Origin of the sequence: Corynebacterium sp. AOP36-E1-14 (genome assembly GCF_052377495.1) — a bacterium.
GTDB lineage: Bacteria > Actinomycetota > Actinomycetes > Mycobacteriales > Mycobacteriaceae > Corynebacterium.
The window spans coordinates 99,831-117,746 of sequence record NZ_JBQSWV010000003.1 but is presented as its reverse complement, the minus strand read 5'-3'; the positions used below and the strand labels follow the sequence as shown (position 1 = coordinate 117,746).

At 69.2% G+C, this 17,916-nt stretch carries 17 protein-coding genes; 4 read left to right on the top strand and 13 right to left on the bottom strand.

What is annotated here, in order from left to right; translation table 11 throughout:
* Nucleotides 1-305: 305 nt before the first annotated feature.
* Nucleotides 306-1,670, top strand: coding sequence for a class I SAM-dependent methyltransferase (locus ACT3TD_RS02570; RefSeq protein ID WP_441579176.1), 1,365 nt, complete (start codon nucleotides 306-308; stop codon nucleotides 1,668-1,670).
* 5 nt (nucleotides 1,671-1,675) lie between these two features.
* Here the strand turns inward: ACT3TD_RS02570 and ACT3TD_RS02565 are convergent, their stop codons facing one another.
* Entirely contained in the window at nucleotides 1,676-3,028 is a 1,353-nt protein-coding gene (locus ACT3TD_RS02565; RefSeq protein WP_441579177.1) for an MFS transporter, read from the bottom strand.
* A 150-nt stretch (nucleotides 3,029-3,178) separates the two neighbouring features.
* Here ACT3TD_RS02565 and ACT3TD_RS02560 point away from each other — a divergent pair, with 150 nt between their 5' ends.
* The gene (locus tag ACT3TD_RS02560; protein ID WP_301442253.1) at nucleotides 3,179-4,858 is read left to right on the top strand and encodes an FAD-binding dehydrogenase; all 1,680 of its coding nucleotides are present in this window, start codon (nucleotides 3,179-3,181) and stop codon (nucleotides 4,856-4,858) included.
* Nucleotides 4,859-4,889: 31 nt separating this feature from the next.
* Here ACT3TD_RS02560 and ACT3TD_RS02555 read toward each other — a convergent pair whose 3' ends face one another.
* The 8 genes from ACT3TD_RS02555 to ACT3TD_RS02520 form a co-directional block, all read right to left on the bottom strand.
* On the bottom strand, nucleotides 4,890-5,390 hold the full coding sequence (locus tag ACT3TD_RS02555; RefSeq protein WP_301442252.1) for a phosphoribosyltransferase: 501 nt from the start codon (nucleotides 5,388-5,390) through the stop codon (nucleotides 4,890-4,892).
* 41 nt (nucleotides 5,391-5,431) lie between these two features.
* Nucleotides 5,432-7,270 (bottom strand): BCCT family transporter, encoded by a 1,839-nt coding sequence (locus ACT3TD_RS02550; RefSeq protein ID WP_444614834.1) that lies wholly within the window; start codon nucleotides 7,268-7,270, stop codon nucleotides 5,432-5,434.
* Between the two features lie 202 nt (nucleotides 7,271-7,472).
* The gene (locus ACT3TD_RS02545) at nucleotides 7,473-7,949 is read right to left on the bottom strand and encodes a GyrI-like domain-containing protein (protein WP_301442251.1); all 477 of its coding nucleotides are present in this window, start codon (nucleotides 7,947-7,949) and stop codon (nucleotides 7,473-7,475) included.
* A gap of 20 nt (nucleotides 7,950-7,969) precedes the next feature.
* Nucleotides 7,970-9,073, bottom strand: a complete 1,104-nt coding sequence (locus ACT3TD_RS02540; protein WP_301442250.1) for an FUSC family protein — start codon at nucleotides 9,071-9,073, stop codon at nucleotides 7,970-7,972.
* A 48-nt stretch (nucleotides 9,074-9,121) separates the two neighbouring features.
* Nucleotides 9,122-9,925 carry a hydroxymethylpyrimidine/phosphomethylpyrimidine kinase gene (locus ACT3TD_RS02535; RefSeq protein WP_301442249.1) on the bottom strand — a complete coding sequence of 268 codons (804 nt, stop codon included), beginning with the start codon at nucleotides 9,923-9,925 and terminating at the stop codon, nucleotides 9,122-9,124.
* A gap of 81 nt (nucleotides 9,926-10,006) precedes the next feature.
* Nucleotides 10,007-11,164, bottom strand: coding sequence for an AAA family ATPase (locus tag ACT3TD_RS02530; protein WP_441579178.1), 1,158 nt, complete (start codon nucleotides 11,162-11,164; stop codon nucleotides 10,007-10,009).
* Nucleotides 11,165-11,263: 99 nt separating this feature from the next.
* Entirely contained in the window at nucleotides 11,264-11,881 is a 618-nt protein-coding gene (locus ACT3TD_RS02525) for a DJ-1/PfpI family protein (protein ID WP_301442247.1), read from the bottom strand.
* Between the two features lie 35 nt (nucleotides 11,882-11,916).
* Complete coding sequence (locus tag ACT3TD_RS02520) at nucleotides 11,917-12,384, bottom strand: nuclear transport factor 2 family protein (protein ID WP_301442246.1); 468 nt, start codon at nucleotides 12,382-12,384, stop codon at nucleotides 11,917-11,919.
* Nucleotides 12,385-12,401: 17 nt separating this feature from the next.
* On the opposite strand from ACT3TD_RS02520, the gene ACT3TD_RS02515 reads away from it, so the two are divergent.
* On the top strand, nucleotides 12,402-13,439 hold the full coding sequence (locus ACT3TD_RS02515) for a GlxA family transcriptional regulator (RefSeq protein ID WP_441579179.1): 1,038 nt from the start codon (nucleotides 12,402-12,404) through the stop codon (nucleotides 13,437-13,439).
* On the opposite strand, the gene ACT3TD_RS02510 is transcribed toward ACT3TD_RS02515, so the two are convergent.
* Nucleotides 13,427-14,677 carry a pyridoxal phosphate-dependent aminotransferase gene (locus ACT3TD_RS02510; protein ID WP_301442244.1) on the bottom strand — a complete coding sequence of 417 codons (1,251 nt, stop codon included), beginning with the start codon at nucleotides 14,675-14,677 and terminating at the stop codon, nucleotides 13,427-13,429. The genes ACT3TD_RS02515 and ACT3TD_RS02510 overlap by 13 nt on opposite strands.
* A 37-nt stretch (nucleotides 14,678-14,714) precedes the next feature.
* On the opposite strand from ACT3TD_RS02510, the gene ACT3TD_RS02505 reads away from it, so the two are divergent.
* On the top strand, nucleotides 14,715-16,154 hold the full coding sequence (locus ACT3TD_RS02505; RefSeq protein ID WP_301442243.1) for an aminotransferase-like domain-containing protein: 1,440 nt from the start codon (nucleotides 14,715-14,717) through the stop codon (nucleotides 16,152-16,154).
* Here ACT3TD_RS02505 and ACT3TD_RS02500 read toward each other — a convergent pair.
* From ACT3TD_RS02500 to ACT3TD_RS02490, 3 genes are read right to left on the bottom strand one after another with little or no spacing between them, the layout of a single operon-like run.
* Entirely contained in the window at nucleotides 16,117-17,016 is a 900-nt protein-coding gene (locus ACT3TD_RS02500; RefSeq protein ID WP_301442242.1) for an HAD family hydrolase, read from the bottom strand. The two genes, ACT3TD_RS02505 and ACT3TD_RS02500, sit on opposite strands and share 38 nt — an antisense overlap.
* On the bottom strand, nucleotides 17,000-17,470 hold the full coding sequence (locus ACT3TD_RS02495; RefSeq protein ID WP_441579180.1) for an META domain-containing protein: 471 nt from the start codon (nucleotides 17,468-17,470) through the stop codon (nucleotides 17,000-17,002). Before ACT3TD_RS02495 ends, ACT3TD_RS02500 begins: the two co-directional genes overlap by 17 nt.
* A complete protein-coding gene (locus ACT3TD_RS02490) occupies nucleotides 17,470-17,877 on the bottom strand; it encodes an META domain-containing protein (RefSeq protein ID WP_301442240.1) in 408 nt (135 codons plus the stop codon). The genes ACT3TD_RS02495 and ACT3TD_RS02490 overlap by 1 nt, the downstream gene beginning before the upstream one ends.
* Nucleotides 17,878-17,916 lie beyond the last annotated feature (39 nt).

The following is a 17,916-nucleotide window of genomic DNA, read 5'->3' as shown; positions in this document are numbered from 1 at the left end:
GTGACCGCGCGGGCGTTCCTACGGTGTCGGCGCCGGTGGTCATCACGTGTTCTCTCTGCGTTGTGTCTTTAGCACTGCTGCGTGTTCTACAGGGGGTCGGTGGACGCCGGTGTAGTGTCGTCAGCCGACGGACCTCCCGGTCGCGTCGGACCTGAGTGCCCATACTAGTGCCTGTCCTCGACGGGATCATCACGCGGGCTGGATGCGGTGGGTCCTCTCGGCGGGCCTTTCTGTTTCGGGTGCAGCCGGGGGTGGCCGATTGCTTTTGCCTAGAATACCTAAGACCAGCGAGGACGGAGGCGGACGTGACACGACCTGTCGACGACGGCCATCGCCGTGGCGTCCGACGTGACCCCCGCGATGCCCGCGAGAACCGCGAAAACTACGTCGACGCAGACCGGTGGCCGGGGGTGGCGCGGGCGCCGGAGGCCCCGTTCCTCGGTCGTCGGGCGGTGCACCTGCAGCAGCGGCTGGAGAACCTGACCCAGGACCACGGAATCTCGCTGACCCCCGGTTCCTCCCCCCGCTTCGTGGTGGACGACGGCCTGGTTCTCGACCGGGTCGTCGACGCCGGCTGGCTGGGTCTGGCGGAGGGCTACATGGCCGGGGAGTGGACGGCCGACCCCCTGCCGGAGGTGCTGGGGGCGCTGCTGACCCAACCCCTGGAGGGCGGGCTCGGACGACGCCTGTCGCGCCGTCGGCGCCGGGTCGCCGGTCATGTGCGCGCCGGCGACCTGCCGGACGCCCTCGTCGACATCTACGCCGGGCAGTCGCGTGCCACCGGCTCGGCGTTGTTCGCCTCCGGGACGAGGACCTCGGAGGTCGACAACCCGGAGCAGGGCGGTCAGCGTCCGCCGGTGACGGTGAGCTACCTCGACGCGCCGACGGACCCGGCGGCGGTGGACCGCGCCGACCTGGATTCCGCCCAGCAGCACCGCATCGACGCCATGCTCGACGAGGCGCAGGTCGGCCCGGGGCACCGGGTGCTGGAGCTGCCGTCGTCCGGCGGTGCGCTGCCGGTGGCCGCCGCGCGGCGCGGCGCCCACGTCGACGTCCTGACGTCCGACGTGGACCACGCGGAGCGTGTGCGCGCCTTCGCCCACGAGGCGGGCGTGGGTGGTGCGGTGCGCGTCCAGACGATCCGTGGGCCGATCCCGTCGCCGCGCCAGTGGTCGGGCACCTACGACGCGGTCTTCAGCGTGGAGCGCATGGAGACCCTCGGCAACGACGGCACGATCCACTTCCTGCGCGCCGTGGAACGCATGCTCGCCGGTGACGGGATCGCCGTCGTCCAGTCGGTGGTGCGTCCGACGGACCCCGTCGACGGGGAGGACCAGGATCTCCGCCCGCCGGAGGCGAGCGTGACCGAGAGCCTGGACGTGATGCGCGCCTACGTGTGGCCGGCGTTGGAGTACCCCACGCCCACGCACGTGACGGCGCAGGCCAACCGTGCGGGACTGCGTCTCACGGCGCGCAACCGGATGGGGTCGCACTACGCCACGACGCTGGCCCTGTGGCGCTCGGCGTTCACCGCCCGCGAACGTGCGGCGGCCGCCGCCGGTTTCGACGCGGTGTACCGCAGGCTCTGGAACTACCAGCTGGCCCTGCACGAGGCACTCGCGCGGGCAGGTGCCCTGGACTGCGAACAGTTCGTGTTCCGCCGTAACTGAGTCCGCTACACGGAGTAGAGGTCGGAGTCCTTCGTCTCTGGCATCAGGCGGATGGCCACGAGGCTGATCAGCACGACCACGGCCAGGTAGATCCCGACGGCCCACGGGCCGTACGCGGTGGCCAGCGCCACGGCGATGAAGGGGGCGACGGCGGCACCGAGGATCGAGGAGACGTTGTAGGCGATCCCGGAGCCGGTGTAGCGCACGTTGGTGGGGAACATCTCGGGCAGCACGGCGGACATGGAGCCGAAGATCAGGCCCATCAGGAACATGCCGATGCCGAGGAAGATCCCGGCCTTCACCTCGCCGGAGGTCGCCGGGTCGAGGAACGCCTGGAAGGCGCAGGCGTAGAAGAGCACCAGCACGGAGACCACAGTGAGGTAGCGGCGTCGGCCCACGGTGTCGGAGAGGTAGCCGGCCAGCGGGATGCCGACGACGAAGAACATCACCGTGATCAGCTGGATGACCAGGAAGTGGTTGTAGGGGATGCCGAGGCCTTCGCCGGCCTCACGGTCGCCGATGCCGAAGGACAGGAACCAGGTGGTCACCAGGTAGAACAGCGTGTAGGTCGAGACCATCACGAAGGTGCCGAGGATCAGGGGACGCCACGCGGTGCGGAAGACCTCGACGGTGGGGACCTTGACGTCCTCGCCCTTGTCCAGGGTGTCCTGGAAGACGGGGGTCTCCTCGAGCTTGAAGCGCACGTACAGGCCGATGGCCACCATCACCGAGGACAGCAGGAACGGCACGCGCCAGCCCCAGGTCATGAATGCGCCACCGGGCTCGCCGTGGGTGTGGTCCAGGCCCAGGACGAGGATGAGGAACAGGCCGTTGGCGAGGATGAAGCCGAACGGTGCGCCGAGCTGCGGCCACATCGCGGCACGGGCCCGCTTGCCGTCCTCGGCGTTCTCCGTGGCCAGCAGGGCAGCGCCCGACCACTCGCCGCCCAGGCCCAGACCCTGGCAGAAGCGCATGAGCGCCAGCAGGGCCGGGGCCCACAGGCCGATGGGCAGCAGGCCGATGATGAAGGTGGCGACGCCCATGGTCAGCAGGGCGCCGATGAGCGTGGCCTTGCGCCCGATGCGGTCACCGAAGTGGCCGAAGAGCACCGAGCCGACGGGGCGGGCGACGAAGGCCAGCCCGAAGGTGGCCAGGGAGGCCAGCAGCCCGATGGTGGAGTTCTCGTTCTCCGGGAAGAAGAGGTGCGGGAAGACGATGATCGCCGCGGTGGCGTAGGCGTAGAAGTCGTAGAACTCGATCGTCGTCCCGATGGTGGAGGCGAAGATCACACGGCTCTTCTTGTTGCCGTTCGGCCGCGCCGACGGCGGGGCGGGGTGCTCGGTGAGTGAGGTGGTCATGGGGCGGCTGCGATTCTCTCTTCGTCATTTTCGGCGGTTATGGGACGAGGGGAAAAATTACAGGTCTCACTCAGCGAACGCAAGCGTCCGTTGTGTGAGATATGTCGGTCCGCGTCCCATTCCACGGGCGAGCCCCTAGACTGCTTTCGTATGGGAGATAACCGTGGCAGCACAGACACCGTGATCATCGTCGGCGCCGGGCTCGCCGGACTCGTCGCCGCCTACGAGGCGCAGAAGGCAGGACGGGACGTGCTCGTCCTGGACCAGGAGAACCGGGCGAACCTCGGCGGGCAGGCCTACTGGTCGCTCGGCGGGCTGTTCTACGTCGGCAGCCCCGAGCAACGGCTCATGGGCGTCCACGACTCCGAGGAGCTGGCCTGGCGGGACTGGGAGAACTCCGCGGACTACGACCCCGCCGAAAACGACCGCTGGCCCCGGGAGTGGGGACGCGCCTACGTGCACTTCGCCGCCACCCAGAAGCGCGACTACCTGCGCGACCTCGGCCTCAACGTCCTGCCCACGGTCGGCTGGGCCGAACGTGGCAGCGGCGACGCCTCCGGGCACGGCAACTCCGTGCCACGCTTCCACCTCACCTGGGGAACCGGACCCGAGGTCGTCCGGGTGTTCCGCGAACCGCTGCTGGAGGCCGAGCGCGCCGGGCGGGTGCGTTTCGCCTTCCGTCACCGGGTCGACGAACTCATCGTGGAGGACGACGCGGTGGTGGGGGTGCGCGGCAGCGTGCTGGCCCCCTGCGACGAGCTCGGACGCGGCGTCGCCTCGCCGCGCGAGGTGGTCGACACCTTCGAGCACCGTGGTGCGGCCGTGGCGGTGACCTCCGGCGGTATCGGCGGCAACCTCGACCTGGTGCGCCGCTCATGGCCCACCGAACGGTGGGGCGGGTGCCCGGAGGACATGGTCACCGGTGTGCCCGCGCACGTCGACGGACGGATGATCGGCATCTCCACGCAGGCGGGTGCGGCCACGGTGAACACCGACCGTATGTGGCACTACACCGAGGGCATGGCGAACTGGGACCCGGTGTGGCCCGGCCACGGCATCCGCATCATCCCGGGGCCGAGTTCACTGTGGTTCGACGCGACCGGGAAGCGCCTTCCGACCAACATCTTCCCCGGCTCGGACAACCTGGCATCCCTGGAACACATCGGACGCACCGGCCACGGCTACAGCTGGTTCGTGCTGGACCAGACGATCGCGGACAAGGAGTTCATCTTCTCCGGCTCCGAGCAGAACCCGGACCTCACGGACAAGTCCTTGCGGAAGCTGGCCGGCAAGGTCGGCCCCGGCACACACGTGGCGGTGCGCAACTTCATGGACCACGGTGAGGACTGGGTCATCGCCGACGACCTGGAGACCCTCGTGCAGGGCATGAACGAGCTCACCGGTGCAGATGCTCCGGTCGTGGATGCGGACGTCCTGCGCCGTCAGATCGAGGACCGCGACAGTCAGCTCGACAACAAGTTCTCCAAGGACGCGCAGGTCAACTACATCGGCACGGCACGGAAGTTCCTCGGTGACAAGATCGTGCGAGCGGCCAAGCCGCACCGGATCCTCGACCCGGACAACGGACCGCTGATCGCGGTGCGGCTGCGCATCGTGACGCGCAAGACGTTGGGCGGGATCGAGACCGACCTCTCGGGACGCTGCCTGCGTGCCGACGGCTCGGTGCTGCCGGGCCTGTACGCCGCCGGCGAGGTCGCCGGGTTCGGCGGAGGCGGCATGCACGGCAAGAACGCCCTGGAGGGGACGTTCCTGGGCGGCTGCATCCACAGCGGCAAGCGCGTGGGTGAGGCGCTGGGCCAGGGGGCCTAGAAGCTCGAGAAGCTCGAGAAGCTCGAGAAGCTTAGGAGGCCTCTCCGCCGGTGGGGGTGCCGGACGGGGTGATGACGGGGAAGTCGGACCAGGGGAAGTCGATCCACTGGTCGGTCTTCTTCCACACGTAGTCCGGCTTGATGATCGAGCGCGACTTCTCGTAGATCACCGCGGTGCGGGCCTCGGCGACGGTCTCGGCACAGAACTCCTGGACCAGTTCCAGGGTCTTGCCGGAGTCGGCGACGTCGTCGGCGATGAGCACCTTCATGCCGGACAGGTCCACGGCCTCGGGCGTCGGCGGGAGCATCACCGGCTGGTCGAGGGTCTCACCGACCCCGGTGTAGAACTCCACGTTGATCACGGAGACGTTCTTGATCCCCATCGCGTAGCCCAGGGCACCGCCGATGAGCAGCCCGCCGCGGGCGATGGAGAGGATCAGGTCGGGCTTGTAGTCGTCCACGACCGTCTGCGCCAGGTCCTTGATCGCGGTGCCGAAGAGGTCGTAGGTGAGAATCTCGCGTTCGTCGCTCATGGCTCCACATCGTATCGTGTGGAGCCCGCGGAGGTGACAGCCTAGTCCCGGTTACGCGGCTCGGCGACGGTCTCGGTGGTGGGGCCGTCCTCACCGTCGGACGTCCACCCGTCCGACCACTGGCCGGCACCGTAGTCGTAGCCGACGTCGTTCCCGTCCTCGTCGGTGCGTCGGTACCAGTTGGTGACCTTCGCGGAGGTGGAGTCGAAGTGGGCGCCGGCACCGGCGCCGTCCTCGGTGCGGGCGACGGAGAATTCGAAGTCGTCCCCGTGCTCCTGCATGCCCTTGTACACCGCATTCTGGATGGCGGACTTCGCGTAGTTGCGCCGGATGGCGGCCGGGTCGGTCATCAGGTCCTTCACGAACGCGACGGCCAGCCCGATCAGCACCACGGAGAACGGTATGGCGATGAGGATCGTCAGGTTCTGCAGTCCGGTCAGCGCCGTCTCCCCACCGGTGAGCAGCATCACCACCGCGATACCCATCATGCACAGGCCCCAGAACACCACGACGAGCTTGTTCGGCGAGGGGTTGCCGCGCTCGGACAGGGTGCCCATGATCAGCGAGGCGGAGTCCGCCGAGGTGATGAAGAACACGGCGAGCACGAAGATGATGATGAACGGGGTCAGCCAGCTCAACGGCAGGTTGTCGAAGACGGCGAACAGGATCTGCTCGGCCGAGGAGTCGCCGTCCACGCCCTCGCGTCCCTCCTGGAAGAAGGTGATTGCCGTGCCGCCGAAGATGGTGAAGGCCAGGATCAGGATGAAGGTCGGGGCCAGGGTGGTCACCAGCGCGAACTCGCGGATGGTGCGGCCGCGGGAGATGCGCGCGATGAACAGGCCGACGAAGGGGGTCCAGGCGATCCACCACGCCCAGTAGAAGGCGGTCCACATCGACTGGAACTCCAGGGTGTCCTCACCCCAGGACAGCGAGCGTCCCATCATGTCGAGCATGTTGTCGGCGTAGGCCATGATGCCCGAGGGCACCAGGTTCAGCAGGAACAGCGTGGGTCCCAGGAGGAACACGAACAGCACCAGGCCCAGCGTCAGGGAGATGTTGAGGTTCGACAGGTACCGGATGCCTCGGCTCACCCCGGACACCGCGCTGATGATGAAGCACAGGGTCAGGAAGGCGATGATCATGATCAGCACCGTGTTGGTGATCTCCGAGGCGCCGGAGACGATCTGGACGCCCTGGCTGATCTGCAGCGCAGACAGGCCCAGGGTGGCCGCGGTGCCGAACAGGGTGGCGATGATCGCCATCATGTCGACCAGGCGTCCGGCCAGGCCGGCCGTCTGGCGCTCGCCGAACAGGGAGCGGAACGCGGAGCTGAACAGCGAGACCCGGCCGCGCCGGTAGGAGCTGTAGGCCAGCGCGCCGCCGACCATCGCGTAGAGGCCCCAGATGGCCAGGCCCCAGTGGAAGTGGGTCTGTGCCAGGCCGCGGTGGATGGCCTCGGGGGTCTCCGCGTCGACGGTGTGCGGCGGCGGGTCCATGTAGTAGGTCAGCGGCTCGGAGGGGCCGAAGAAGAAGATGCCCACGCCGAGACCGGCGCCGAACATCATGGCCACCCAGGCGAAGCGGGAGAACTCCGGCTTCTCGTCGTCGGTGCCGAGCTTGATCTGCCCGAAGCGCGAGAACGCCAGGTAGATCATCAGCACCACCGCGGAGACCATCACCACGTTGAGCAGCCAGCCCATGTTCCTGATGGCCCAGGAGAACATGGTCGAGGAGACGTCGGAGACCGACGACGGGCTCGACACACCCCAGACGATGAAGGAGACGATGAGCGCCGCGGTGACGAAGAAGACCGTCTTGTCGAGGCCGAAGCGGTTACGTTGGTCGTCGACGCTGATGCCCGGCACGAGGCCGGGGTGCATGTCGTCCGGGTAGCGTCCCGCCTCCGGGGAGGCGGGGGACGTAGGTTCCGGGGAATCCGGCACGGAGTCATTCCGTTCTCCGCCCGGCTGCGGACGTGTCGGGAGGACACTGTCAGCATTACCGGACGGGGTAGATGTCAGTTCGACGCATCATGTTACGGGATCGGCCCCCGTCAGCCCATTGTGCAGCTTTTCCGGACGGTCACCGCACGAGGACGCCGATCAGCGTCTCGTTGGCGTCCGGGTCGCCGTCCGGCGTCGGTTCGGTGAGGTACTGCTCCCAGGACGTGCCGGTGGGGGTGAGCCCCTGCGACCGTGCCCAGCAGATCACCTCGTCGAAGGCGCCGGCGAGCAGGTCGTAGTTGCCGCGGACCAGCAACGTGACCGTGCGCGTGGCGGGCAGGGTCTCTGCCGTCACTGCCGCGTCCCGCGCGCCGGGGAAGGCGGCGTCGAGCGGGACGGCGACGGAGATGTCGACGCTTGCGCCGGGGAGCGTCCCGGGGACGCCGTGGGTGACGGCCATCGGGGCGTCCGAAACGACGACGCCCGCGGCGTCCAACGCGGTGAAGATCGGCGGGAAGGAGCGGTCGTAGAACGTGGCCAACTCCTCGACGGCGACGGTGTCGCGGACGACGGCGAGATGGCGGGCGGGCAGGTCGACGAGCTCAGGTTCCGGCATGGGAATCCTCCTTGTGGGTGTCAATCTACCTGCTCGGCCCGCCGCACCGCACGGGGTCGGCGTCTGGCCAGCCACGCGGACAGCAGGACGACACCGATGCCGACGACCGCGCCGATCGCCGTCTCGGCGACCCGCGCGCCCAGCAACGTCGACACCGGCTGCGGGTGGGCGAGGAAGACCATCAGCAGGGCCAGCGGGGTGATGAACACCAAGGCCAGGGAGTAGTTGCGCAGCACGAACATCTCGGCCAGGAACTGCATCACCACCACCCACACGAGGATCTGCCAGGGCTCGCTGGGGAAGGACAGCAGAAACGCCGCGACCCCGACACCCAGGACCGTACCGGTGATGCGGTGCAGCCCACGCTCCACCTGCTGACGGTGTCCGGGCGCCGACAACGGCACCACCGCGGCCACCTGCGCCCAGTACGGGGAGGGGATGCCCGTGGCCGTGGCCACCGACCCGCCGAGCAGTGCGGCGAGACCGTACTTCGAGAACTGACGGACCATCGCGGCGCGCGAGTAACTCGGCGGCGCGTGCACCACCGCGTCCGCATTCGCCTCGCCCGCCCAGCGGGACAACGCGCTGAGCAGCACGCACCAGGACGCCGCGGACCCGGCGATGAGCAGCGCGCCCCACACCGGTGCGGTCACCGGTGCCGAGGCCACTGCCGTGGTGGCGAAGACCGTGAACACCGCGCCGGACGGTTTGAGGTCGAGGACCATGATCACCGTCGCCGTCACCGCGGCCACCAGCGTGCCCGCCAGGACGGTGACGACCGCGTGGGTGGTGTCCGTCAACGACTGCGAGGCCTGGGCGATCAACGCGCCGAGTCCCACGCACACCGTGAGCATCGCGCCGATGCCCGACTGCTGGCGCACCCGGGTGCGGGTGGGCATGTAGCGACCGTAGATCGAGGTGAACGCGCCGAAGGAGGCGAACAGCGACCATTCGAGCCGGTCGACCAGCAGGAGCAGCACGAGCGGCACCGCCAGTGACACGGCGATACGCACCGCCGGAGCCAGGTCCCTGTTGCCCGGCGCGACGGTGAGCATGCTGCGCGCGGCCTCCCGGAGGTGGGAGGTGCCACGGTGTTTCTCGGAAGCTGCGTTTATGTCAGGCACTGTTCGATCATAGGTCCACCGGTGACAGGCGCTCGCCGGTGGTGACGCTCAGGCGCCCTGCCAGACGGTGTCGAAGGGCGTGTTCGCGGTGACGCGGTGCTCGATGCCGCGGGTGACGAGATCCTTGGAACGCTGGACGGCCTCGACGATCTCGGTGCCCTTGGCCAGCTCCGCGGTCAGCGCGGCGGCGACCGTGCAACCGGCGCCGGAGACACGCTGCTCACCGATCTTCGGGGCGGAGAACCGGGTGATCTCGTGGCCGTCCCACAGGACGTCCACGGCCTCGTCGCCGGGCAGCTCGACGCCGCCCTTGGCCAGGACGTAGGGGACGTGCTCACCGATGCGCCGGGCGGCCTCCTCGAGCTCCTCGACGGTGGTGATGCTGTCCATCCCGGACAGGGTCTGGGACTCGAAGACGTTCGGGGTCACCACGGTGGCCAGCGGCAGGATCTTCTCCCGCAGCGCATTGTCGGTGTCCAGTGCCGCGCCGGGTTCCTGACCCTTGCAGATCAGCACGGGGTCGACGACGAGGTTGCGCCAGGAGCGCTCGGAGAGCTTCCCGGCGACGGTGTCGATGGTCTGCGGCGTGCCGAGCATGCCGACCTTGGCGGTGTCCATCGACTCCACCGGGTGGGTGGCCAGTGCCGCCTCGAACTGTTCGGCGATGATCTGCGGGTCGACCGGGTGGAAACGGTGGCCCCAGTTGTTCGCCGGGTCGAAGGCGACGATGCAGCTCAGGGCGCCGACGCCGTAGACGCCGAGCTGCTGGAAGGTCTTGAGGTCGACCTGGATGCCTGCACCGCCGGTGGCCTCGGAGCCGGCGATGACGAATGCGATGGGAGGTGTGTTCATGTACACAATGGTAAGGGCTGGTTTGGATCCCGTGCGCATGAGTCCTCGGTATCCCGGTGGGGCGTGGGGGCCGCCTGAACGCTACGACACCTCCAGCGGGCCGCCGGGGCTGTCGAGGAACTCTCGGAGGTAGGGCAGTCGGAAAGCCACCGTGCCCCAGGCCGGTGAGTGGATGATGTCCCTGTCGATCAGGGCGGCCCGCACCCTGGACAGTGAGGTCACCGGTTTGCGCAGTTCCTCGGCCAGGTCGTGGATCCTGACGCGGTCTGGGTGCTCGGGGTCGGTGGCACGGTCCATGACGGTGGCCATCGCGTGGAGGAAATCCAGTTGGGCGTGGGGGAGTGTGGCGAGTTCGGGTTGGTGCACCTGGTTGCCCAGCACCGGGATCGCCAGGCCGACGGCCTCCTCCACGGCGCCGGTGGAGACCGTGCCCGTCCCCTCGGCGAGGGAGATCCGCCAGGCCAGTGAGCCGATGAGCTGCAGCAGGTAGGGGTAGCCGAACGCCGACCGGGCGGCGTGGCGGGCGGACTCGGGGGAGAAGACGACGTCCGTCGGCTCCGCGGTGCGCTGCAGCAGGTCGACCGCGTCGTCCTGCTGCAGCGGGGCGAGCTGGTAGCGCTGACTGCGGCGAAGGAAGGTGGTGCCCGGGGCGTTGAGCAGCGACTGGATGCCGGCGGTGAGCCCGGCTCCGATGAAACTGACGGCGATGTCGTCGCGCACCAGGTCCTGGACGGCGGTGGCGAGGACGCCGATGTCGTCGGCGTCGGCGGCCTGGACCTCGTCCATGGTGATCAGGATCCCGGAGCGGTGCGCACCGGTGAACTCCGCGAGGCGGCGGAGCTGGGACGCCAGGGACGGGGTGACGGGTTCGGCGTCCTCCTGCTCGGTGCGCAGGGACCCGATGCCGGCGATGGACGCGCCGCTGATGCGCCTGCCCGGGCGGCCGTTCAGGGAGTTGATCGCCTCGGGGATGGCGGTGTCGATCAGTTCGCCGAGCATGTTCTTGTTGCTGGAGGTGCGCAGCAGCACCCACCCGTTGGTGCGGGCGATGTCCTCGAGCTCGTTGATCAGCGCGGTCTTGCCGATGCCGCGGGCGCCGTTGATCAACAGCATGCGGCCCGGGCTGCCGGCGTCGGTCTCGATGGCGTGGCGGTAGGCGTCGAGGATGGTCCCGCGCCCACTCCACACGGTGGGGGACTCGCCGAAGCCGGGGCGGAAGGGGTTTGCCGGGGAGGTCATGCCGGACAGTCTACGGGAAGTGGCTGGATAGAGTGGATAAAACGGATAGAAGCCCGACATGGATAAAATGGATAAGGCTCAGCGATTCGAGCAGCTCGACTACTTCACGCCGTGGATAGCGGAGAAGGGATCCCACCCAGGATCCCGGTGGACGGCCAACTCGATGTTCTCCGCGATCCGATCTGCGTCTTCATGGCCTGCCAGTTCCGATATCAGTGCGTGGGCCATGTCCATCCCCGCGGCAACTCCGGACGACGTCCATATCGGTGTCCCGTTCCCCTCATCGACGACCCACCGTGCCTGCGGGACCCAGGCCACCTGATCGCTCTGGGAGGTGACCCAGTCCCACGCCTTCTTGTTCGATGTCGCCCGACAGCCGTCGAGTACCCCGGCAGCAGCAAGCAAGGCGGAACCGGTGCACACCGAGGTGATGACCGTGGCGCGGTGGCAAATCTCTGCGAGGACGGTCAAGAACTCGCGGTCGCCGGCCAGCCGACGGCTGCCGTTCCCACCGGGAACCAGGACGATGTCGGGGCCGCCCGGGCGGTCCCGGACGTCGGTGTACCCGGTCTGGGCGGTGACTTCCGCACCCTGGGCGCTTCCCACCGGTTGCCCGGTCCGCGGCCCTGCGTACTCCACCGTCCAGCCCGGGGCGTGGCTGAAAAGCTCAATTGGGCCGAAGACGTCCAGCACCTCGAAGCCCTCGTAGAGGATCACTGTCACGGTCCTCTTCTGCGCGGTGTCGGCCGGGCTCACCATATCGGGATCACCCCAACTCCAGGAGTGACACGCAGCTCCGATTCGGCTATGGCGAGATCGTTGATGCTGGCTTCGCGCCGACGCATCAGTCCGTTGGAGTCGAACTCCCACAGTTCATTGCCGTAGGACCGCCACCACTGACCGTGGGTGTCGTGCCACTCGTACTGGAAGCGAACGGCGATTCTGTCCTCGTCGAACGCCCACAGGTTTTTCCTCAGCCGGTAGTCGAGTTCGCGCTCCCATTTCTCGGTGAGGAACCGGATGACCTCCTCGCGTCCGGTGACGTGGTTCTCACGGTTCCGCCATTCGGTGTCCGTCGTGTACGCCCGGGCAACCCGTTCCGGGTCTCGGGTGTTCCACGCATCTTCGGCCGCCTGAACCTTCGCGAGTGCCGTCTGTCGTGTGAACGGCGGGCGCGGCGGCCGGCTTGGTTGAGTAGCTCCAGGGGTTTCTCTCGTCATGTGGTTGACGCTATTGCGTGGACTTCCCGGCACGTGAGTGGCATAAATGCCACATGTCGAACATTTCACGCCATCGAGGTGCTGAGGCTCCCCACAAAGTGATGATCCTGGCGTTCCCCGAGGTCGTCGCCTTCGACCTGGCGACCGCATCCCAGATATTCGGCTTCCGTGGCGAGGACGAGTACGAAGCACTCGTGGTGGGGACGACTTCCACGGAGGTTCTTACCTCTACCGGGTTCACGATCGGTGGGGTCAGCCGACCGGAGGAGATCCTGCATGCGGACACCGTGGTTGTCCCGGGCTTCAACAGGTCTCTGAACCCGGCTGACCGGCCGACCCGAAACGCCCTTTCACTATTGCGTCAGGCACATGCTCATGGTGCGAGGGTCGTCTCGATCTGCACCGGCGCTTTCGCGCTGGCTGCGGCGGGGCTCCTGGACGGCCGCACGGCGACGACCCACTGGAAGGAGGCGGACGAACTCCAGCGCAGGTACAGCGACGTCCACGTAGACCCTGGGGTCCTCTACATCGACCACGGAGACGTCGCCACCAGCGCAGGGGTCGCGGCAGGCATCGACCTGTGCCTGCATTTGGTACGCCGCGACATGGGGGAGCAGGTCGCCACCCGGATCGCTCGACGAATGGTGGTGGCCCCGCAGAGGATCGGCGGCCAGGCACAATTCATCGACCGTCCCTCGCCGGAACCGCGGGGCGGTATCGCGTCCGTGGCGCAATGGATGACCGCACACCTCGGCGAACCACTGTCGACCTCGGATTGTGCGGCACGCGCGGGAATGTCCGTGCGGCACTTCCAGCGTCGGTTCACCGCGGAGGTCGGGGTACCGCCCGCCGAGTGGCTCACCCGGCAGCGGGTTGCGGAGGTGCGTCGGCTGCTTGAGGTCAGTGACCTGACGATCGGGGCCATCGCACACCGGACCGGAATGGGGACAGCGACGAGCCTGCGCCGGCACATTCTGCGTGAGTTGGGGGTCACTCCCACCGCCTACCGGCAGAGTTTCGGTCAAACCCACCACCCACCGGACTACTGCCGGTAGTCCGCCAGGAAGTTGCCCATGCGTTCCATCGCCGTGGCCAGCACCTGCTCCTCGGGCAGGAGCACGATGCGCAGGTGGTCCGGCGTCGGCCAGTTGAAGCCGGTGCCGTGGACGAGCAGGATGTGCTCGCGCTCCAGCAGGTCCATGACGAGTTTCTCGTCGTCCCGGATCTCGTGGACGTCGGGGTCCAGGCGGGGGAAGGCGTACAGCGCACCGCGCGGTGTCACACAGCTCACCCCGTCCATGGAGTTCAGGGCGTGTTCGACCACGTCGCGTTGCCGGGTGAGTCGACCCTCGGGCCCGGTGAGCGTACCGATCGAATGGTCGCCCTCGCCGGTCAGGGCGGCGACGATGGCGTGCTGGCCGGGCACGTTGGCGCACAGTCTGGTGGAGGCCATGAGGTCCAGGCCGTGCAGGAAGTCGGCGGCGTGCTCCTTCGGCCCGGTGACGACCATCCAGCCGGCGCGGTACCCGGCCAGCCGGCTGCTCTTCGACAGTCCGGAGTAGCTTAACGTCAGCACGTCCGGCGCGACCGCCGCCAGGTGGGTGTGGGCGGTGCCGTCGTAGGTGATGGCGTCGTAGATCTCGTCGACCAGCAGGGTCAGGGAGTGCTTCCGGGCGAGCTCGGCGATTCCCTCCAGGATGTGCGGCGGGTACACCGCACCGGTCGGGTTGTTCGGGTTGATGACCACGATGGCGGTGGTGCGCGCGGTGATCCGGGCCTCCATGTCTGCCAGGTCGGGGTTCCACCCGTCGTCCTCGGCGCAGCGGTAGTGCACGGGTGTGCCGCCGGCGAGGGTGACCATGGCCGTCCACAACGGGTAGTCGGGGGCGGGGATGAGGATCTCGTCGCCGTTGTCGACCAGCGCCTGGCAGGTCATGGTGATCAGTTCGCTGACCCCGTTGCCGAGGTACACGTCTTCGCGGCGCAGTTCCGGGAAGCCGGGGATCTCGGCGTAGTGACCGGTCACGGCGTCGAGCGCGGCAGGCATGCCGTGGGAGTCGGAGTATCCGTGGGAGGTCGGCAGGGCGCGCGCCATCTCCTCGGTGATGTGCGGCGGGGCGGTGAAACCGAAGGGCTGCGGATTGCCGATGTTGAGTTTCAGCACGTCCACCCCGGCGCGTTCCATCTCCGCGGCGCGGGCGGCGACGGGACCGCGGATCTCGTAGAGGACGTTGCGGAGTTTCGAGGACTGCCGGACGCTACGGCGTGGGTGCCCGGTTCCGGTCGGTATCACTGGTGCGTACTGTGCGGTAGCGCTACTATTCACTGTCATGGCCCAGAGTAGCAGTGCGCAGAGTAGCAGTGCCCAGTTGGTGACGGAACTACGCCGCTGGATCGACGGTCGCGCGCCCGGCACACGACTGCCCGCCACCCGCACCCTCGTCCGTGACCACGAGGTGGGGCCGGGGACCGTGCAGGCCGCCCTGCGCGTCCTGGCCGCCGAAGGGACGGTGGAGACCCGCCCCGGCGTCGGCACCTTCGTCACCGAGGGGGCGGGCGTCAGACGCCTGCGCCCCGCGGACTACTCTTGGCAGGCCGGGGCGCTGGGCGCGGCGAACCCGGCCACCGCCACCGGCGACGGCCCGCTGCGTCCCACCCCGGACGACGCCGTCAGCCTGCACAATGGCTACCCGGACCGCCGGCTGCTCCCCGAGAAGCTCGTGCGCCAGGCGCTGGTCCGCGCCGCCCGTGGCGAGTACGCCGTCACCGCCGCCCCGCGTTCCGGGCTGCCCGGGCTGCGCGCCTGGTTCGCCCACGAACTGGGACGTCACACCCCACCGGGCACCGCCCCGGCCGCCGCGGCGGACGTCACCGTGCTGCCCGGCACGCAGAGCGGCCTAGCCGCGATCTTCCGCGCCGTCGCCGCCCCCGGCGACCCGGTGGTCATCGAGTCGCCGACCTACTGGGGCGCGATCCTCGCCGCCGGGGAGTCCGGCGTGCGGCTCGTGCCCACCGGCGGCGGGCAGGACGGCCCGGACCCCGTCGAGCTCGACCGCATCCTCACCCGCACCGGCGCGCGGGCCTTCTACGCCCAGCCGCGCTACGCCAACCCCACCGGCGTGACCTGGTCACAGGCCACCCGGCGCGGGGTCATCGAGGTGCTGGCCCGCCACGGTGCCTTCCTCATCGAGGACGACTGGGCCCACGACTTCGGCATGACCGACCTCCCCGAACTGCCGCCGTTGGCCGCGCTCGACGACGCCGGACGGGTGATCTACCTGCGCTCGTTGACCAAGAGTGTCTCGCCCACGCTGCGGGTCGGCGCGGTGATCGCCCGCGGCCCGGTGGGCGGGCGTATCCGCGCCAACGTCGCGGCGTCCACCATGTACGTCAGCCCGGTGCTGCAGGCCGCGGCGTTGGACGTGGTCGGCCAGCCGGCGTGGCGAACCCACCAGCGCTCCCTTCGCGCCCGGTTGCGCTCGCGGCGTGACCTGCTGGTCGACGCGGTGCGAACCCACCTGCCGGAGGCGGTGCTCACCCGGGTGCCCGCCGGTGGGCTGAACCTGTGGGTTCGCCTGCCCGACGGCACGGACCTGCACCGTCTCGTGGTGGAATGCGAACGAGCCGGGGTGCTCGTCGCCTCCGGTGACGGACTGTTCCCGGCCGAACCCGCCGGCCAGTTCGTGCGGCTCAACTTCGCCGGGCCCGACCCGGCACGCTTCGACCCGGCGGTCAGGACGATCGCGGAGGTGCTGCCGCGCTGTCGCTGAATTGCGCGCTGAGCCCTTCCAGCAGGACGGCGACGCCGTCGTCGTCCGCGGCGGCGGTGACCTCGTCGGCGGCGGCGCGCACGTCCGGCCCGGCGTTGGCCACGGCCACGCCGCGTCCGGCCCACCGCAGCATGGGGATGTCGTTGAGGCCGTCGCCGACGGCGAGGACCTCCCCGGGTTCCACGCCCAGGTGCGAGCACAGCCGGGCCAGGCCGGTGGCCTTGGACACCCCGGCGGCCATGAGTTCCACGAACGGGGCGCCGGACATCGTGAGCTCCACCCCCGTGTCCTCGGCCCGCACAGCCAGCAGTGCGCTGACCTTGTCGAACAGGACGTCCACCGGGACGTCCGGGTCGCGGAAGACGAGTTTCACCGCCGGTGCGTCCACCAGGTCATCGACGGTGGCGCGTTCCATCGACGCCGGGTCGCGGCTGTGGTCGGTGGCAGAGGCGAGGGCTGCGTAGTCGTCCTCGGCGATGAACCGGGCCCCGCACTCGCGCACGGCGGCGAAGCAGGCGCGCGGGAACCCCGCACGCACCGTGGCCACCACCCGACGCAGCGCGTCCGGCGTGGCCGCCGTGGCGAACAGGGGTTCTGCGCTCCGGTCGTCGGAGGTGCCCAGGTGGACGGCGTAGGCGCCGTTGCCGCACACGGCCCACCAGTCGAAACCGGTGCGCGCGTTCACCGCGCGCACGCCGACGACGTTGCGGGCGGTCACCGGCACGACCGTGATCCCGGCCCGACGCGCCGAGCGCAGCGCGGCGACGGTGCGGTCGCTGACCGTCCGGTCACCGCGCAGCAGCGTGTGGTCCAGGTCGGTGGCGACCAGACGGATCACCGGACGCTCACTCAGGCGCCTCACCGGGGACGAGGGTGCCGAGCTCGCCGCCGTCCTGGTCGAGCACGGTGAGCGAGTCACCGTGCAGCTCCACGGTGCTGACCCCGAGCAGCCACTGCGACCAGCCGTCCCCGCAGGCCATCATCGTGGTGGGGAAGGGGGCGACGCTCGCGCCGCCGGTCTCGCCGCCGGTCTCGCCATCGCTCTCGTAGGTGCTGCGGATGCCGTTGCAGGCGTCGCTGCCGGTCACCCCGCCCTCACCGTCGAAGGTGAGGTAGCCGTTGCCGTCGGGGTCGACCCACGTTCCTGTCAGGGACGAGTCAGGATCTGGGGCAGTCACTGTGGTGGCCTCCGTGCTCGGTGTGGTGGTGGAAGACGCGCCGCCCCCGTCGGTGTCGCCGCCGCAGGCGGAGAGGCCCACGGCGAGGACGGCGGCGCCGAGCGTCGCGACGAGGGCGGAACTGCGGCGGCGGTGCATCAGATCTCCGGGCGCAGGGCGCCGAGGACCCCGCCGTCCTCGTCGTGGACGACGAGCAGCGCACCGTAGTGGTGGACGCTGGCGGCGCCCTGCAGCCAGTCGCTCGTGGGCCCGGGGCACGCCATCAGCGTGGAGGCGAACGGCTCGACCTCGGCGACGTTGCCGTCGACGGTGTAGGACGAGGCGACGCCGTTGCACCCGTCGGTGCCGGAGATCCGGCCGTCGTCGAAGGTGAGTTCCGCGGCACCGGTGGGGTCGACGTCGACCCAGGTGCCGGAGAACGGGGCGTCGGGGAGAGAGGACTGCACCGGCTCGGCGGTGGCCGCCGGGGCACCGGCGAAGCCGACGAGGGCAGCTGTGGTCGCGGCGGTCATGGCGCCGGTCAGGATCTTTCGCGTGAGGGTCATTGGGATCCACTCCTCGGTGGGTCTCGGGGAGATGTACAG

Bases quoted from the DNA above. Each gene is read 5' to 3' on its own strand.
- ACT3TD_RS02565 (WP_441579177.1), bottom strand. From the start codon at position 3,028: ATGACCACCTCACTCACCGAGCACCCCGCCCCGCCGTCGGCGCGGCCG.
- ACT3TD_RS02560 (WP_301442253.1), top strand. From the start codon at position 3,179: ATGGGAGATAACCGTGGCAGCACAGACACCGTGATCATCGTCGGCGCC.
- ACT3TD_RS02555 (WP_301442252.1), bottom strand. From the start codon at position 5,390: ATGAGCGACGAACGCGAGATTCTCACCTACGACCTCTTCGGCACCGCG.
- ACT3TD_RS02550 (WP_444614834.1), bottom strand. From the start codon at position 7,270: ATGCACCCCGGCCTCGTGCCGGGCATCAGCGTCGACGACCAACGTAAC.
- ACT3TD_RS02545 (WP_301442251.1), bottom strand. From the start codon at position 7,949: ATGCCGGAACCTGAGCTCGTCGACCTGCCCGCCCGCCATCTCGCCGTC.
- ACT3TD_RS02535 (WP_301442249.1), bottom strand. From the start codon at position 9,925: ATGAACACACCTCCCATCGCATTCGTCATCGCCGGCTCCGAGGCCACC.
- ACT3TD_RS02530 (WP_441579178.1), bottom strand. From the start codon at position 11,164: ATGACCTCCCCGGCAAACCCCTTCCGCCCCGGCTTCGGCGAGTCCCCC.
- ACT3TD_RS02520 (WP_301442246.1), bottom strand. From the start codon at position 12,384: ATGACGAGAGAAACCCCTGGAGCTACTCAACCAAGCCGGCCGCCGCGC.
- ACT3TD_RS02505 (WP_301442243.1), top strand. From the start codon at position 14,715: ATGGCCCAGAGTAGCAGTGCGCAGAGTAGCAGTGCCCAGTTGGTGACG.
- ACT3TD_RS02495 (WP_441579180.1), bottom strand. From the start codon at position 17,470: ATGCACCGCCGCCGCAGTTCCGCCCTCGTCGCGACGCTCGGCGCCGCC.
- ACT3TD_RS02490 (WP_301442240.1), bottom strand. From the start codon at position 17,877: ATGACCCTCACGCGAAAGATCCTGACCGGCGCCATGACCGCCGCGACC.